Raw genomic sequence first — 15,303 nt, 5'->3', positions numbered from 1 at the left:
GGGGAGTCCAGCCTGGTGCCCCAAGTTACGGGCCAGCTCCCAAACTTGCCATTTGCACCGCCGCAATGGTGGGCTGGGGCTATGAAAAGGCTATTGGGGATTCTTGCTCTGACACTTCTCACCCTGCTAGGCGTGGCTCCGGCGGCCCTGGCACAGACCCCCACAGCCATCGTTATAGAGGACACCGCAGGGGTGCTGTATCAGCCGCAGCTGCTGCCAGCCCTCGAGAAGATCAACTTCCACTCCCCCACCACTGTGGCGATTTACACCCGGAACGGTGAATCGAGCGATAACTTCAATGAAGAAGTATTGCGCTATGCCCGGGCCAGCCACCCTGAATGGATCAGCGCCGACGGGCAAAAATGGGCCGATGGGCTGTTCATCTTTGCCTTCGACCCGCAGGGACGCAAAGTAGGCACGTACATGGGTGAGGACCGCAAGGTATCTACGGCAAAGCAGGAAGCCATCCAGGAATCTGTGAAGGACTTGTTCCGCGATGCGCAGTGGACCGATGGCACCATCACCGGCGTCGAGAAGGCCGCCAAGCTAATCAACCAGCCCTGGTACCAATCAGCCGCGTTCATCATCACCACCAGCGCCGTGGGCGGCATTGTTCTGTTGGGCTTCGGCGTCCGGGCTGCCCTCCGCAGCAAAAACCGCGCTAAGGCGGCCGAGCATCTCCAGCGCGGCGACGCCGGTTTTGCCAGTGTGAGCCTCGCTCTGGACACCACTGAGCTGAATGCCAAGACCATCCCGGATTCCTCCAGCTACGGTGCCTTAGTGCTGAAAAAGTACCGCGATTTCAGCAGCCGTTACAACGAGGCCAGTGTGCTCAATCAACAGGTTCATTCCTTCACCAAGAAGGAATTGTCCCAGAGCGCCACTGTGAAGATCGTGGGCAAGTACGCGGATCTGGCCGAGGACTTGGACAGCCTGGACGATGTCATTGGTGACACGAACACGCTTCTCAACCGTTTTTCTGGGTGGGAGGGCGCTTGGGACCGGCAGTCGCAGCCACTGCTTGAGGACCTCAACCAGCTGCCAACATTAGTCACTCAGCGCGAGGCCAAAGGATTGCCCACCACCCTTGCGCTGGATTCCCTCCACGCGCAAAAGAAGTCCGAGCTGGATCAGCTGGGGGCCTCTTTTCAAGAGGGTAAGCTCTCACCTGAAGAGGCCCTTGACCAGCTGCGGGGCCTGCGCAAAGAATTGACGACCGCGCTGCAAGAACACTCGGATGCCATGATTGAAAAGTACGCCAAGACCAAGTCCGAAAAGTCGCAGATGCGTCTGGCCATGGACATCAGCCGCAAGAGCGCCTACCGCAGCAGCTCACCCACCATCCTCGGTTCGGTCTATGGCTGGAGCGCCTTCTACTCGGTGCCGTCCTTCAGCACAGGCTATTCCAGCGCCCGCGACGCGGTGAAAGCCTCCCGCAGCGACTCCGGTTCCTCCAGTACGGGCTATGGTTCCAGCGGCGGCAGCTTCTCCGGTTCAGGAAGCTCCTCCAGCTTCTAATTCGCCGCCTCTCAGGTACGTCTCTTAAGTACGACGCCGGGTCCCGCCCAGAGTGCCTACTTCACCCTGGGTGCGCCCTGGGTGATCTCCTGACAGCTTCCGTACGAACCCTCCCTCACCTAATGGGGTGTTTTCACGAACGCTCCCTCGCATCGCAGCAAACGTCGGCCAAAAAACGGCCATATGCGCTTCGTGCCAGCCGTGGGTGAGTGAGTTTCTCATTCAGCGTTGGTTGCGCAGAAGCGTCAGGCGAGGAGCGCCTCGGGGTTGACCGGGTGCGGTGGGAGTTGGCCCATTGCCATGGCGATCGCATTGGCCGCTGCCAATACGGCCATCTTGGACCGGACGGGGCCTGTTGCGCTGCCAATATGAGGCAGCAGCACCGTGTTGGGCAGCTCAGCCAAGCCCGGCGCCAGTGCGGGTTCACTCTCGTAGACATCTAGGCCAGCACCGGCAATGATGCCCTTTTGCAAGGCGGTGACCAGTGCAGCCTCATCTACCACCGGGCCCCGGGCGGTGTTGATCAGAATCGCGCCCGGCTTCATGGCCGCCAAGACGGAGGCGTCCACCAGGTGCCGGGTATCCTCGGTCAGCGGCACGTGGATGGAGAGGAAATCGGCCTGAGCCACCACGTCCTGCCACGGCAGTTGGCGGACCTTTCCGGCGAATTCCCCCAGTTCTTCATCGGAAACAATTCGCTCGGCTGGCGGGCGCGGTGAGAACACCACGTCCATGCCAAAGCCCAGCGCCCGGCGTGCCGTAGCCCGGGCGATGCGCCCGAATCCAGCCAGTCCCAGCACCTGCCCCGCCACGTCACTACCGATCATCAGCTGGGGTTTCCACCCTTCGAAGCCGCCGGAGCGGACCAGCGCATCTGCTTCCACTACGCGGCGGGCCGTGCCCAGCAGAAGTAGCAGGGCAATGTCGGCGGTGGCGTCGGCGAGGACGCCGGGGGTGTTGCTCACCAGAATGCCTTTGTCGGTGGCCGCTGCTACATCAATGTTGTTGAAGCCCACGGCGTAGTTGGAGATTCCCCGTAGTTTGGCACTCGTCAGAAGCTCCGCATCTACGGTGTCAGCCAGCTGGGACAGCAGCACGTCATAGTCACCGCTGGCACACAGAGCACGCAGTTCCGCCGGGTCCGGGACCGTCGGCAACACCGTGACCTCACCGGCGTCGCGCATCATCTGAAGGCCAGGTTCCGGGATTCTTTCAGTGACTAAGAATCGAAGGTTCATTGCTGCTTTTTCCTTGAGATCATTGGTAGGTAGTGAGGGAGCGATGCTCAAAACATCGCCATATGTGAAGAAGCGTTGGGTAAAACGGCCCGATACGTGATGGAGCGTTGCTGAGGAGAGCTTAGGTCACCGAGGTCTTGGCGCTTTCCACTGGTTCCGCAGCCGAATCTTCAATGTACCGCTTGGCATTGATCATGACGGCACCTGTCATCATGACCGCCATGCAGACGCCCAGCATGGCAAAGGAGGCACTCCAGGAGCCGGTGGCGTCGTGGATGGTGCCAAAGAACAGCGGCGCAATGCCGGCGCCCGCGTAGCCAAGGCCCTGGCTAAAGCCGGAGAGAACCGAGGAGCCGTGGGTGGTCCGCGAGCGCAAGTTCACCATGAGCAGGGCCGTGGCGAAGGTGCCTTGGCCCAATCCCGAGAACGTCACCCACAGCCATGTCCCGTCCAATGGCGAGAGGTACAGGCCCAGATGTCCCGTAGCCCAGCACAGCGCGAACAGACTGATGGCTACGATCGGGTTTTTCATGCGCGGCACCCATAGCGGCACCAGCAAGCTCACGGGCAGACCAAGGATGGCGAAATAGGCCAGCGCTGTGCCTGCCGTGGCGGCGTCCAGCCCCTGACCGGAGAGATACGGCGGCAACCAGGTGAAGTAAACATAGGTCTGAGCCGAGTTGCCGGCCAGGAAGATGGCCAGCCCCCAAGCCACCGGCGAGCGCCATGGCCGCAGCCGAGGTGCGTGTCCGGTGCCTGACCCCGCCGGGGTGAGGTGGGCAGCCGGTCCGGAGGCGCCGTCGGGAGTTCCCGCGCGTTCCTTCCGGTCCCGGACAAATTGGATGATCCACGGCAGCAGCACCATCAGACTCACCGAGGCCCACATACCAATGGACACGCGCCAATTGCTGAGGCCAGCCACCGGCACAGCCAGCTGTGGGCTGATGGCCGTGCCCACGGACAAGAGCGTCACATAACCGGCAGTCACCACGCCCACGCGGTCCGGGAAATATTTCTTCACCAGTGGTGGCAGCACCACATTGCCAATGCCGTAGCCCGCCATAACCACGGCCGTGAAGCCCAGGAATGGCCAGACTTGATCTGTTGCGGCACGCGCCAGCTGCCCCAGCACGGCAAGCACGACGGCGGCAACCAGCGCCTTCTCGAGCCCGAACCGGCGGATCAGGATCGGTGTCAGCAGGCCGAAGATGGCGAACATCAGCGGCGGCATCATGGCCAGCAAGCCCGTGGATGCGGCGTCGAAACCGAGTTCTCCCTTGAGCTCGCCCAACAGCGGCGGCACCACTGAAACGGCAGTACGCAAGCTCAACGCCATGACCATGATGCCCAAAAGGGCGCCGATGCGGCCGGTCCAGGGTCGTTTTACAAGAAAATTGGTCACCGCTCAACAGTAGCCAATGACTGCCAGCTCCCATGACGTGCCCCATTTTCAGGGACTATCCCAGGGCCTAGGAGACCTAGACGGGATAAGTCGGGCCAGACGGGCCAAGTCTCCCAGACGTACCAAACAGCTCAGCCAACCCAGACGGCTCAGCTCCGCAGTTCGCCAGCGGAAGCGCACCCCGCGGGAGTGCACCGTCATTTTCTGCAAGATCATGCCGAAAAATGCCGCCATGGGCTTAGGATGGAGACACAGGACACTCAACGGCCTGTGGAAACTTAGTACCAGTTGCGGGGAAAGGTGCGAATCAGCATGGATGTTGCCGAATTAGGCGCGGCCCTTCGGGCGAGGCGTCGATCGCTGAACCTGACCCAAAGCGAAACTGCCGATCTCGCCGACATCTCCACCCGCGTGCTCAGTGATCTGGAGAACGGGCGTGAAACCGTCCGCCTGGACATCCTTACTGCCGTCACGGCAGCCCTGGGCATGAGCCTGACACTGGCGGTAACCCGGTGAAGAACCTCGAATACGCCAAGGCCGTCACCCGAGCCGTTGTGTATAAGCGAGGCGTGGCAGCGGCAACACTGTCCCGGCAGGCCGGCCTGGGCGTGGTCTTCGCCTACCTGCCGGAGTACCTGAAAGCTGGCGGGCCCAGCATCGCCTCCACCCTGCCCGCGCTGGACGTCCCCGTGACGCTGAGCCATGGCAGCGTGCCGGCCTTCTTCGCCGGGTTACTGCCGGAGGGTGAGCGGCTGGCCAAGCTGCGCTGGGCCGTCAAAACCACCATGGATGATGAATTCTCCCTGCTCGTGGCCGCCGGCGAGAACCCCCTGGGCGATGTCCAGATTGTTGCCGCCGGGCAGAAACCCGAGACGATCCCATCCCTCTTGACGGTCACCAAAACCATGGATGACATCAACTTTGCCGATTTTGCCGCGGTCCCTGGCCCCGTTGACCTCTCGGTGCTGCCCGGATTGCAGGACAAGGTCACGGCCTCTTACCGCCACGACAAGGACCCCACCCGCGCCTACATCCTCAAGTTCAACGACGGCAGCCACCAGCACCAGGTCGAGACTGAACACCTCCTCCTCACCAAGGCACGCGCGCTGTCCATCCCCGTGGCTGATGCCCGCTTGGTGCACGACGGCGTTGGCCAAGCCGCGCTGCTCGTCTCCCGTTTCGACCGGTCCCCCAGCGGACCGCTGGCGGTGGAGGACTGCGCGCAGCTGCTGGGTCTGGGGCCCAGCCGCAAATACTCGGTGCCCAGTGAGGCCGTGGCCTCCGCCGCCATCAGCATGTGTTCTTCCAAGGCCTTGGCTGCGCGAAACATCTTCCTGCAGTTCCTTTTTGCGTGGCTGACCGGCAATGGAAACCTTCACGCCAAGAACATTTCAGTGGTCCAGCAAAGCACCGGTGAATGGTTGGTGGCCCCGGCCTACGATCTGCAATGCACGCTGGCCAGTGAGATTGAACAGGGCTTCGCGGCAGGCGTCCCCGGCGGTATCCTCACAGAACTCACCGACGGCGACCCTTCCCGCGACCCAGGCATGGCCCTGCCCGTGGGAGGCAGCGCCGGCAGCCGTACGGGGCTGAACCGCAATGACTGGCTGCGTTTTGGCCGGTCCTTGCATATCCCTGAACGGCTGGTGGCCAAGTGCATTGACAAGGCACTTTCGGCGTCCTTGCTTTCCACAGCGGACCTGCCGTTCGAGCGGCACGTAAGTGCCGCCGTCGTACGTGTCCTGAGCATTCGGCGCGAGGCGATCCAGCGCTAGCGAGTCCCCGCGTACAAGGGCGAAATACTTTTACTGACAAAATGACGCTAAACTGTCAGTATGCCCAGAATAGCCGCCTCCACTAACGCGGCGCAGCGAGAGCAGACGCAGCGCAAGATCCTCAACGCCTTTGGCGAACTTCTGTTCACTCATGGCCTGCCCGGCCTGACCATGACCGATGTTGCCAGAACCGCCGGCGTGGGACGCACCGCCGTTTACAACTATTTTGCCGATCTGGAACAGCTCCTGGTGGCGTACGCGCTGGATGAAACCGGCCGATTTGTGGTTGATCTGCGGACCAGCCTTGAGGGCTTGGAAAATCCCGTGGACCGCCTGGCACTCTATGTCCGGGCGCAGATGGAAGACCTCACACGGCGTCACCTGCCGCCCGGTCCCGCCATGCGTTCGGTGCTCTCGAGCGAATCGTTCGCCAAGCTGGGAGTCCATGTGGGTGAACTGAACACCTTGCTGACGGACATCCTGCGCGATGGCATCGAGCAACGTTACCTACCCGTGGCTGATGTTGACGGGCTGGTGCTGCTGATCCATGGTTCGCTGACCACCAGCGCCTCCCGGCGCAATGTGGACACCCCGGATGAGGACCACATTGCCGGGGCCGTCAGGTTCATTCAGGCAGGCGTTGGCGCCAGTTTTGACGCCGATGGACGCCCCCTCAAACTGAGCTAAGACTTGGCGACAGGTTAGGGCTTGCGCGACCTTAGGGCTCGCGCTCGTTCAAGGCTTGCGCGTGTTCAAGGCTTGGCGGGTGGAACCGCCGGGGCGCCTGTTGCTCCTGAACTCGGGGCAACACTTGGCGGCGGATTCAGCCGCGGGCAGGACAGCACACCAGCCTTCTGATCTACCTGTTTGGCCGCCACTAGGTCACCGAACTGTCCGGTCAACACCACATCCACCGTGGCGTCTTGGCGATCGTCCTCGAGGTATTCGCTGTTGGGGAAGTTGCGCTGCAAGTTGAATGCGCCCGCGTGGCCGCCGGGGCCGGAGATGATGACGGACGGTGCCACCGGGTCGATGACCTCGTTGTCGATCTTCTTGACTTGGTAGCCGCGCTTTTTCAGCTCGTCAGCCACTTTTCCAGCGGCACCTTCGACGCTGCTGCCATTGTAAACATTGACCACGACAGTCTTGTTGGCTGGATACTTCAAAATTTCAGCAGGGCAGGACAGTGGTGTTGGGCTGGGCTTTCCTGCACCCAATTTCAGCTCCAGCTCGCCCCTCTGGACCATGCCGACCAAGACCACTCCTGCCACGACGAGTGCTAACAGCAGCACCAGCACCACTGCGTGTGTGATGCGCCGGCTGACGGTGCTTGGCAACAGTTCAGGGGTCTCTGGCTCCGGGAAAGCCTCCGCCAAGCCACGGCTGTCCACAATATGGTGGCCCCGCCAGGTGGTGCCATCCTTGGCTTTCTTACGCTCCCTGCGCAGCTCGTAGGCGTCATCCTTGGCCTGACGGCGCTCTTCACGCGCGTCACGGCGACGCTGGCGGGTGGTGAGCAGAACATCATCGCCTTCTGCCTCGTCCTCCGCATCGTCAGCCGCAGCATCCTGTACCGCTGGTTGCGTCGACGCCGGGCGCGCCAGCGCAGCGCCACGCGGCGGCTGGTTGGGCATGCCCGGCACCTGGGCGGGCGGGTCCGGCGTCGTGCTTCCCATAGGAGAACTTCCTGGAGCAGCAAATGGCGGTGTTGCATCGGGATCGTCTGCGGGACTGCCAAAGGGCGTTCCCACAGGCGGGCTAGTCATCTATCACCAAGACTCGGGCATGCAAGATGGTGCGCTGGTGCAACGCAGTGCGCACGGCACGGTGCAGACCGTCCTCGAGGTAGAGCTCGCCCCGCCACTGGACCACATGGGGGAACAAATCGCCAAAGAAGGTGGAATCCTCGGCCAACAGCGCCTCCAGGTCCAATTTCGCCTTGGTGGTGACCAGTTCAGCCAGGCGGACTTGGCGCGGCGCTACGCCAGCCCAGTCCTTGGGCGTGATGTAGCCATGGTCCGGGTAAGGGCGATTGTCGCCAACAGCTTTGAAGATCACTTCCCCAGACTAGGGATAAGTGGGTGTGAAAGGAACTGTGCCACCCCCAGCGGCCCGGCGTGTTGCGAAATGGTTACCAAAAAGTGGTTCATCCTTGCCACTTGCTGAGACCATGGAGGCATGACAATCGCGCATCCTTCCCTTGCCCTGCTCCTCGATGTTGACGGCCCGCTGGCCAGCCCCGTCACCCGCCGCGTCTCCCCCGGCATCATCAGCAACTTGATCGAATTGGTGCGTCTGGGTATCCCCGTGGTGTTCAATACCGGCCGATCCGACGCCTTCATTGCCGAGCAGCTGATGGTTCCCATGCTCGAGGCCGGCCTGCCCGAGGGCTCCATTGTCCACGCCATCTGCGAGAAGGGTGCCGTCTGGTTCAGCTTTACACCGGAGGGCCCCGGCACCGTCCACGTCGACAAGTCGCTGGCCATGCCCGCAGGCTTTGGCGAGGACATCCGCAATCTTGTGGCCGATTCCTACGCCAATCACATGTTCTTTGATGAGACCAAGCGGGCCATGGTCTCCGTGGAACAGCACATTGAGGTGGAGAGCAGCGTCTACCTGGGCGAGCAGGAGAAGTTCGACGCCGATGCGTTGACTTTGCTGGCCATCCACGACTTGGGTGCCGTGCGCCTTGAGCACCGGGCCCCCGGGTCAGCGGGCCGCATCGACTACAGGGTTGACCCCTCCATCATTTCTACAGATATTGAATCGGTGCGCTTGGGCAAGGATTTGGGCGCCAGCCGGGCCGTGGAGCTGCTGGCCGCACAGGGAATTGTTCCGGAGGCTTGGCGCACAGTGGGCGATTCCCGCACCGACTACGCCATGGCTGACTGGCTGTTCCACCAGGGCCACGCCGTGAAGCACATCGATGTCCGCCCGGCCGAAGGCGTCCCGGAAAAGCCCTACCCCGTGAAGACCGCCGCGGATCTGGAATTGGGCGACGATGTTGTCAATGACTTCGCCGGCGCAGCATTCCTGCAGTTCTGGCTGGACGGTTTGGCCAAGTAGCTCCCGGCCGGGAGCCAGCGTTAGGCGATGGCTGCTTCTACAGCCGCTACCAGCTCGGGCGAGTCAGGCGTGATCGCAGATTCAAAACGGGCCTGTACGGCGCCGTCGTGCGTGATGAGGAACTTCTCAAAGTTCCACTTGATGGGCTCGGCGCCGTCACCGGTGAGCAACGCGTAGATGGGGTTGGCGTCGGGTCCGTTAACCTCGGTCTTCGCGGCTAGGGGAAACGTCACGCCGAAGTTCTTGCGGCAGAACTCAACGATTTCTTCTTCGGTGCCGGGCTCCTGGCCGCCAAACTGGTTACAGGGAACGCCAACAACACTCAGGCCCTGATCGCGGTACTTGGCGTGAAGGGCTTCGAGGGCGTCGTATTGCTTCGTGAAGCCGCACTTGGACGCCACATTGACGAGCAGAACAGCTTTGGGAGCCAGCTCGGGCAGCGTTGCAGCAGTACCGTCGCTGAGCGTGAGGGGGATGGTGTTTAAGGTTTGCGTAGTCACACGGTGAGTCTAGCGCCGCGTGGGACATTGCGGCGATCACTGGGAAACAAGTCGACTTCTGGTCGACTTGTGCTCGCGGGCTCTTGGATTCGGGGGTAGAAGTTACCATTCGCGGCCGGTACGGACACGCTCCTCGTGCCCGGGGGTAGTTATTACCTTTCGCGCACGGCCAGCCAGGCGCGAAAGGTAATAACTACCCCCGGACCTCGGGTGAGCCCCGCAAACCGGCCCGCGAACCCCCGAAAGTGGAAGAAGCCACTGACACGCCCGGGCTGTACACACATTTTGGCCGCTAACCCCGACTTGTGGTCGACTGCTGGTCGCCACTGCGCCCTAGCGATTAACGAGAAAAGACCCGGAATCTTGGGCGATTCCGGGTCTTTCTTGGCGGAGGATGGGGGATTTGAACCCCCGAGGGCGTTAACCCAACACGCGTTCCAGGCGTGCGCCATAGGCCGCTAGGCGAATCCTCCAGCTTGCTGTGCGAAACACGGCAGGTTCAAGAGTACCTGACAAAGTGCTGAAGTCACGAATCGTGGTTTCCCCTAACTCCCCTCAGAGTGCCTCAGGAGGGTTTTTGGGCAGAAAATAGGGGCAGCATGGCCCCGTTCAAGCCCCACTACCCTTATGTCTCATGCGGTTCATTCCGGAAGGCAGTCCTCGCATAAAGGTAAGGCGCACAAGGCGCCAGCACCACAATCAAGCATTCCTGCCATACTGCGGCACCCTGCCAACTTTACAACATTTGTCATACGAGGTGACGTTCCTCACGTCGAGAGCGTGTCGCGGGGATCTATTGGGAAATTGACCCCACATCGGGCCCCGATTCTTCTCCACAGGGTCCATCACATAGTGGAGCGCATGGCCAATACCGCGGTGACAAACCCGCACACAGCAAAAACCACCGTCAGAATAATCAAGAGGGACTGCTGACCAGAGTGGCGATGCGTCCGTTGAGATGAGTGAGAGGAGAGGACTTCACTGCGCATGAGCACCAAAAGTCCTGTTCCAATGGCCAGCACCCAGAAAACCCATTCGAATAGTCCGTAGCTAAACATGACTACCTCTTCCTTGATGGCCCGGGCAACGCAGGGCGAAATCATTGCGGGACCGGCGTGAAAATGACCTTGCGCCCTGTATGTGGCGAACGTACCACCGTCGGCAGAAAATTGATATGCCCACCATGAGAACCGCCGGATTCGCACGCACCGCCACTGTCAGGTAAGCTGATTCCCGGCCCCTCATGTGGCGTCACCCTGTGAACTCCCCCAGGACCGGAAGGTAGCAAGGGTAAGCGGGCTCTGGCGGGTGCATGGGGGGTCTTTATTTATCCCCAGATGCCCCCAATATGCGCGCATCGTGCGGCAATTTGTCAGGCGGATTAGATAGGGTTTCAATTGTGAGTGCACCAACAGCCCTGTATCGCCGGTACCGTCCCGATTCCTTCGCCACTGTCATTGGCCAAGAACATGTCACCGCCCCGCTGATGACTGCCCTGGACAAGAACCGCGTTAACCACGCCTATCTCTTCTCCGGCCCCCGCGGCTGCGGAAAAACCACCTCGGCCCGCATCCTTGCCCGGTGCCTGAACTGCGCCAAGGGCCCCACCTCCCACCCCTGCGGTGAGTGTGACAGCTGTGTTGAACTGGCCCGCGGCGGCCCCGGCTCCCTGGATGTCATTGAAATTGACGCCGCCAGCCACGGTGGCGTTGACGATGCCCGCGATCTCCGGGAACGCGCCACCTTCGCACCCATTCGTGACCGCTACAAGATCTTCATCATCGACGAGGCCCACATGGTCACCTCGGCAGGCTTCAACGCGCTGCTGAAGATTGTTGAAGAGCCCCCGGAACACATCAAGTTCATCTTTGCCACCACCGAACCTGACAAGGTCATTGGCACCATCCGCTCCCGTACGCACCATTACCCCTTCCGGCTGGTGCCCCCGGAACCGCTCATGGCCTATTTGGCACAATTGTGTGAACAGGAAAACGTTGCCGTTGCTCCCGGCGTTCTGTCCCTCGTAGTACGTGCCGGTGGCGGTTCCGTACGCGATTCCCTCTCGGTCCTTGACCAGTTGATGGCCGGCGCCGCTGCGACAGGCCTGGACTACGATCTGGCCGTGGATCTGCTTGGCTACACCCACTCCTCCCTCTTGGATGACATCGTTGAGGCCCTGGCTGCCAGCGACTCCGCCACGGTTTTCAAGTCCGTGGACCGGGTCATTCAGACCGGACATGATCCCCGCCGCTTCGTCGAGGATCTGCTGGAGCGCTTCCGCGACCTCATCATCGTCCAGGCCATGCCGGAAAGTGCCCACGCAATCCTGCGCGGCACCCCGGATGAACTCATTGCCCGCATGCAGACTCAGGCAGCTCAGCTCGGTGCCGCCGAACTCTCCCGTGCCGCGGACATCACCAACGCCGCCTTCAACGAGATGACCGGCGCAACTTCTCCGCGCCTGCACCTTGAACTGCTGGGTGCCCGGCTCCTGCTGCCGGGGGCTGACGCCTCCACTCGCGGCATGGCCACCAGACTCGACCAACTCGAACGTCGAATCAACTACGCCGGCACCCCGCTGGCCGCACCCTCGGGTGAGGTACCCGCCGCGGTTCCTGCGCAGGGAATGCCTGCCCAGAATTTCCCCAGCCCAGGTACTGCGCCGGTCACGTACGATTCCGCACCCGCCGACTCCGGCAGTGCTGCTTCAGGCGGCGGTACTGGTTCCGGCGGCGGTGCTAGCGGCGGATTGGCCGCTGTCAGGGCACAGCTGGCCCGCGCCAAGGAAGCCGCCGGCGCCGAAGTTGCGGCACGGCAGACCCAGGATGCCAGCCCCACAACGGCACAGGTAGCTCCTGCGGCACAGGCGTCAGCCGCTTCGCCGACACCTCAGACAGCTCAGACCGTTCCGTCAGTTCAATCCGTTCCGGCGGCTCCGCACGTTGAGACTACCCAGCCGGTTCAGTCGGGCCAGTCGGTTCAGTCTGCTGACACAGCTCAGCCCGCCGACACCGCTTCGCCGCAACAGGCTGCTCGCCCTGCCCGCACCTGGGATGATCTACCCACGCCCACTGGCAATACTGATTTTGTTGGCCAGCAGCGCGAAGTCCCGGCTGCTACAAACGCGGCCCAGACTCAGCCGCAGGCTCAGCAGTCGACCCCGCGGACTCAGCCAAACCAGCCAGCACCAACACAGTCCACACCACCTGACGCTGCCGTAAATACCGGCGGCGCTCCAACTGCCGGCGTGGCTGCGGGTACCTCAGCCGCTGGCTCCTCCGGCATTGAAGTCATCCGTCGAGCGTGGCCGGAAATCATCGGTGCACTGCGCAATATCCGTATGGCGTCGTGGGTTATTGTCAACCAAAACGTGGTGCCGCAAACTTTTGACGGACAAGAACTGCGCGTCGGACTTCCCTCCACCGGCCTCATTGCTGCCTTCAGTAATGGCGGGCACCTGGCGAACCTCCAGCAGGCCATCAACCAGGTTCTCGGCCTGAACGTCCAGATCCTCCCCGTTGACGGCGAGGCCCCGAAGGCGAGCTCTGAACCAAACCCAAAAGTTCAAACCGGTAACCCTTCACCACAGGGTGGAGGGCCTGGCAACAATGCCACCCCGAGGGCGGAAAGTGTCACCAGCCAAGGCCAGATGACTGCCCCTGCGCAGGCTGTCCCCGCTCCCGTTGCTGCTCCGACTCAGGCACAGGCACAGGCATCCTCTCCAGCGCCAGCATCAGCGCCCGCATCAGCCCCGCCCCAAGCACCCGCTCAGACTGCAGCACCGACCGCGACTCAAGCACCGGCCCACGCTGCAGCGCCTGTTCAGGCACAGAATTGGCAGCAGTCAGCCCCCTCTCAGGGGCAGCCTATCGCCGCCGTTTTGCACGATTCTTGGGGACTGCCCGTGGAGCCGGCTTCAGCCCCGGCACCAGAGGCTGCGCCGGCTCCGTCACCCGAGCCTGTAACGCAGCAGTCGGCTGCGCCCTCATCCGCTGCTGTCCACTCCCCCGCATCACAGGCGCCCGCAGCACCCACAGCAGCTGTTCCCTCCCCCGAAGTCACCTCCACTGTGGAGTCAGCTCCCTGGGATGGTCCGCTGGAACCCAGCGATCCTTGGGATGAACCCCACCCCGAGTTCGTTCCTCCGGCGGATCCCTACGAGTCAGGCTCGGCGTACCCTCCGGAAGACGCGTACCTTCCCAGCGAAGCTACCCGGGCCAGTAGCCCGGCTTCCGCCGCAGCGCCGGCGTACACACCGCCCAAGATTTCACCCATTGCGGCGTGGACCACGGGTTGGGACACTCCTGCCGTTGAGGAGCCCGTAGCCGCACCGGCCTTGCCCGAAACACCGCGCCGCAGTGAACTGCTCGCCCAACAGGTGGCTCAACAGTCCACCCAACAAGCTCCTGCAGACTCTGCTCAGGACTGGGGAGTTTCGCTGGGCCAGACCCGTCGATCCGATGTGGCCGATCCTGGTTGGGGCGCTATGTCTGCCGCACCCGATTGGGCACAGCCGGGCACAGCAAATTCGGACACGGCAGATTCGGGCACGGCAGATTCAGGAACTGCAGGACCCGGCGCCGCAGAATCCAGCCCAACCGATTCCGGCGCAGCTAATTCCACAGCTCCGCTATCCCCTGCTCCCACGGCAGAACCGGCCGCACCGGCGGCAAGCCCCGAGCCACCGCCGGCACCGGCCAGCAACGTCGCACAAGCGCCGCGTCCCCCCAGCCAGGGCGAAACCTCGGTGACGGCTCCTGTTCAGGAGGATCCGGCGTCGAACGTGTCAGAGGGCGGGGAAAAGCTGAGCATGTATCAGCGCCTGGCCAACAGCCCAGCGGCTCAGGCAGCGCGCGTCCAGACTCCGGCTGCCGCGGCCAACACCCCGTACGTGGAAGACGTCCCCAGCCCGGACGATGTCACCATCGAAGAATCCGGCGTGGTGGGACAAGCCGCCGTCGAGCGTATTCTTGGCGGAGTACTCATCGAGGAACGCCCGCTCAATAATTCACATTGAGCTAGCCCCACCACCATTTTGAAATAACCAGCAATAGACAAGAGGCAGTGTGTACGAGGGAGCAGTTCAGGAGCTCATTGACGAGTTGGGGCGCCTGCCAGGGATCGGCCCAAAATCGGCCCAGCGGCTCGCCTTCCACATCCTTGAAGCGGATCTGGACGACATGAAGCGTCTGGTCAGTGCCATCACCACTGTCAAGGAACGCGTCAAGTTCTGCACGGTCTGCTTCAACGTCACGGAAGCGGAACTTTGCAATATCTGCCGGGATGAACGCCGTGACCCCACCATCATTTGTGTGGTCGAAGAATCCAAGGACGTGCTGGCAGTGGAGCGCACCCGCGCCTTCCGCGGCCGTTATCACGTGCTGGGCGGCTCCATTAATCCGATCGCCGGGATTGGCCCCGACCAGTTGCGCATCCGCGAACTGCTCACACGCCTCAACGATGCTGAGATCCAAGAGATCATCATCGCTACCGACCCCAACCTCGAAGGCGAAGCGACCGCAACGTACCTCTCACGCATGCTGAAAACTCTGGGCATTGCCGTGACGCGCCTGGCATCAGGTCTGCCGGTGGGCGGCGATTTGGAATACGCCGACGAGGTCACCTTGGGCCGCGCCTTCGAAGGTCGCCGCAACGCGCTGACGTAAAGTTCTCCGCCCAATCGAGGTGACAGTTAACGTCGATGTTGAGGCGGCAAAACATCAACATCAAGTGTCACCTCGATTCGGGTTAGCGCCGCAGCGGCTAGTGGTGGGCGCCGTGTTCGTGCTCGGCGGGCACCTGCC

The 15,303-nt window shown here is 62.2% G+C and carries 13 protein-coding genes, 1 tRNA gene and 1 other RNA gene; 8 read left to right on the top strand and 7 right to left on the bottom strand.

What is annotated here, in order from left to right:
- The first annotated feature begins 81 nt into the window (after positions 1 to 81).
- Positions 82 to 1,518, top strand: a complete 1,437-nt coding sequence (locus AS189_RS03930; protein WP_062286422.1) for a DUF5129 domain-containing protein — start codon at positions 82 to 84, stop codon at positions 1,516 to 1,518.
- 245 nt (positions 1,519 to 1,763) lie between these two features.
- On the opposite strand, the gene AS189_RS03925 is transcribed toward AS189_RS03930, so the two are convergent.
- On the bottom strand, positions 1,764 to 2,756 hold the full coding sequence (locus AS189_RS03925; protein WP_062286421.1) for a 2-hydroxyacid dehydrogenase: 993 nt from the start codon (positions 2,754 to 2,756) through the stop codon (positions 1,764 to 1,766).
- Between the two features lie 121 nt (positions 2,757 to 2,877).
- A complete protein-coding gene (locus AS189_RS03920) occupies positions 2,878 to 4,158 on the bottom strand; it encodes a CynX/NimT family MFS transporter (protein WP_237759964.1) in 1,281 nt (426 codons plus the stop codon).
- A gap of 312 nt (positions 4,159 to 4,470) precedes the next feature.
- Here AS189_RS03920 and AS189_RS03915 point away from each other — a divergent pair, with 312 nt between their 5' ends.
- The 3 genes from AS189_RS03915 to AS189_RS03905 are packed head-to-tail and all read left to right on the top strand — an operon-like array spanning position 4,471 to position 6,620.
- Positions 4,471 to 4,674: a helix-turn-helix domain-containing protein gene (locus AS189_RS03915; protein ID WP_062286420.1), complete on the top strand. Its 204-nt coding sequence runs from the start codon at positions 4,471 to 4,473 to the stop codon at positions 4,672 to 4,674.
- A complete protein-coding gene (locus AS189_RS03910) occupies positions 4,671 to 5,933 on the top strand; it encodes a type II toxin-antitoxin system HipA family toxin (RefSeq protein WP_062286419.1) in 1,263 nt (420 codons plus the stop codon). The genes AS189_RS03915 and AS189_RS03910 overlap by 4 nt, the downstream gene beginning before the upstream one ends.
- Before the next feature lie 60 nt (positions 5,934 to 5,993).
- Positions 5,994 to 6,620 (top strand): TetR/AcrR family transcriptional regulator, encoded by a 627-nt coding sequence (locus AS189_RS03905; RefSeq protein ID WP_062286418.1) that lies wholly within the window; start codon positions 5,994 to 5,996, stop codon positions 6,618 to 6,620.
- A 65-nt stretch (positions 6,621 to 6,685) separates the two neighbouring features.
- On the opposite strand, the gene AS189_RS03900 is transcribed toward AS189_RS03905, so the two are convergent.
- Positions 6,686 to 7,609 carry a LytR C-terminal domain-containing protein gene (locus AS189_RS03900; RefSeq protein WP_062286417.1) on the bottom strand — a complete coding sequence of 308 codons (924 nt, stop codon included), beginning with the start codon at positions 7,607 to 7,609 and terminating at the stop codon, positions 6,686 to 6,688.
- An 82-nt stretch (positions 7,610 to 7,691) separates the two neighbouring features.
- Positions 7,692 to 7,991, bottom strand: coding sequence for a type II toxin-antitoxin system VapB family antitoxin (locus AS189_RS03895; RefSeq protein WP_062286416.1), 300 nt, complete (start codon positions 7,989 to 7,991; stop codon positions 7,692 to 7,694).
- Between the two features lie 120 nt (positions 7,992 to 8,111).
- Here AS189_RS03895 and AS189_RS03890 point away from each other — a divergent pair, with 120 nt between their 5' ends.
- Positions 8,112 to 8,999 (top strand): hypothetical protein, encoded by an 888-nt coding sequence (locus tag AS189_RS03890; RefSeq protein WP_062286415.1) that lies wholly within the window; start codon positions 8,112 to 8,114, stop codon positions 8,997 to 8,999.
- 20 nt (positions 9,000 to 9,019) lie between these two features.
- On the opposite strand, the gene AS189_RS03885 is transcribed toward AS189_RS03890, so the two are convergent.
- The 3 genes from AS189_RS03885 to AS189_RS03875 form a co-directional block, all read right to left on the bottom strand.
- Positions 9,020 to 9,499, bottom strand: coding sequence for a glutathione peroxidase (locus tag AS189_RS03885; protein WP_062286414.1), 480 nt, complete (start codon positions 9,497 to 9,499; stop codon positions 9,020 to 9,022).
- Positions 9,500 to 9,884: 385 nt separating this feature from the next.
- Positions 9,885 to 9,972: transfer RNA gene (locus tag AS189_RS03880), tRNA-Ser, on the bottom strand.
- A 372-nt stretch (positions 9,973 to 10,344) separates the two neighbouring features.
- Complete coding sequence (locus AS189_RS03875; RefSeq protein ID WP_129587143.1) at positions 10,345 to 10,602, bottom strand: hypothetical protein; 258 nt, start codon at positions 10,600 to 10,602, stop codon at positions 10,345 to 10,347.
- Positions 10,603 to 10,731: 129 nt separating this feature from the next.
- Here AS189_RS03875 and ffs point away from each other — a divergent pair.
- The 3 genes from ffs (at position 10,732) to recR (ending at position 15,165) form a co-directional block, all read left to right on the top strand.
- An RNA gene (gene ffs / locus AS189_RS03870) (signal recognition particle sRNA small type) lies at positions 10,732 to 10,827 on the top strand.
- 71 nt (positions 10,828 to 10,898) lie between these two features.
- Positions 10,899 to 14,516 carry a DNA polymerase III subunit gamma and tau gene (locus AS189_RS03865; RefSeq protein WP_062286412.1) on the top strand — a complete coding sequence of 1,206 codons (3,618 nt, stop codon included), beginning with the start codon at positions 10,899 to 10,901 and terminating at the stop codon, positions 14,514 to 14,516.
- Between the two features lie 49 nt (positions 14,517 to 14,565).
- Positions 14,566 to 15,165 (top strand): recombination mediator RecR, encoded by a 600-nt coding sequence (recR, locus tag AS189_RS03860; protein WP_062286411.1) that lies wholly within the window; start codon positions 14,566 to 14,568, stop codon positions 15,163 to 15,165.
- Positions 15,166 to 15,303: the final 138 nt, after the last annotated feature.

Origin of the sequence: Arthrobacter alpinus, assembly GCF_001445575.1 — a bacterium.
GTDB classification, from domain to species: Bacteria; Actinomycetota; Actinomycetes; order Actinomycetales; family Micrococcaceae; genus Specibacter; species Specibacter alpinus_C.
The sequence above is the reverse complement of the archived record's forward strand: the minus strand, read 5'-3'. Positions and strand labels throughout refer to the sequence as shown.

Bases quoted from the DNA above. Each gene is read 5' to 3' on its own strand.
- AS189_RS03925 (WP_062286421.1), bottom strand. From the start codon at position 2,756: ATGAACCTTCGATTCTTAGTCACTGAAAGAATCCCGGAACCTGGCCTT.
- AS189_RS03875 (WP_129587143.1), bottom strand. From the start codon at position 10,602: ATGATTTCGCCCTGCGTTGCCCGGGCCATCAAGGAAGAGGTAGTCATG.
- AS189_RS03900 (WP_062286417.1), bottom strand. From the start codon at position 7,609: ATGGGAAGCACGACGCCGGACCCGCCCGCCCAGGTGCCGGGCATGCCC.
- AS189_RS03930 (WP_062286422.1), top strand. From the start codon at position 82: ATGAAAAGGCTATTGGGGATTCTTGCTCTGACACTTCTCACCCTGCTA.
- AS189_RS03915 (WP_062286420.1), top strand. From the start codon at position 4,471: ATGGATGTTGCCGAATTAGGCGCGGCCCTTCGGGCGAGGCGTCGATCG.
- AS189_RS03905 (WP_062286418.1), top strand. From the start codon at position 5,994: ATGCCCAGAATAGCCGCCTCCACTAACGCGGCGCAGCGAGAGCAGACG.
- AS189_RS03890 (WP_062286415.1), top strand. From the start codon at position 8,112: ATGACAATCGCGCATCCTTCCCTTGCCCTGCTCCTCGATGTTGACGGC.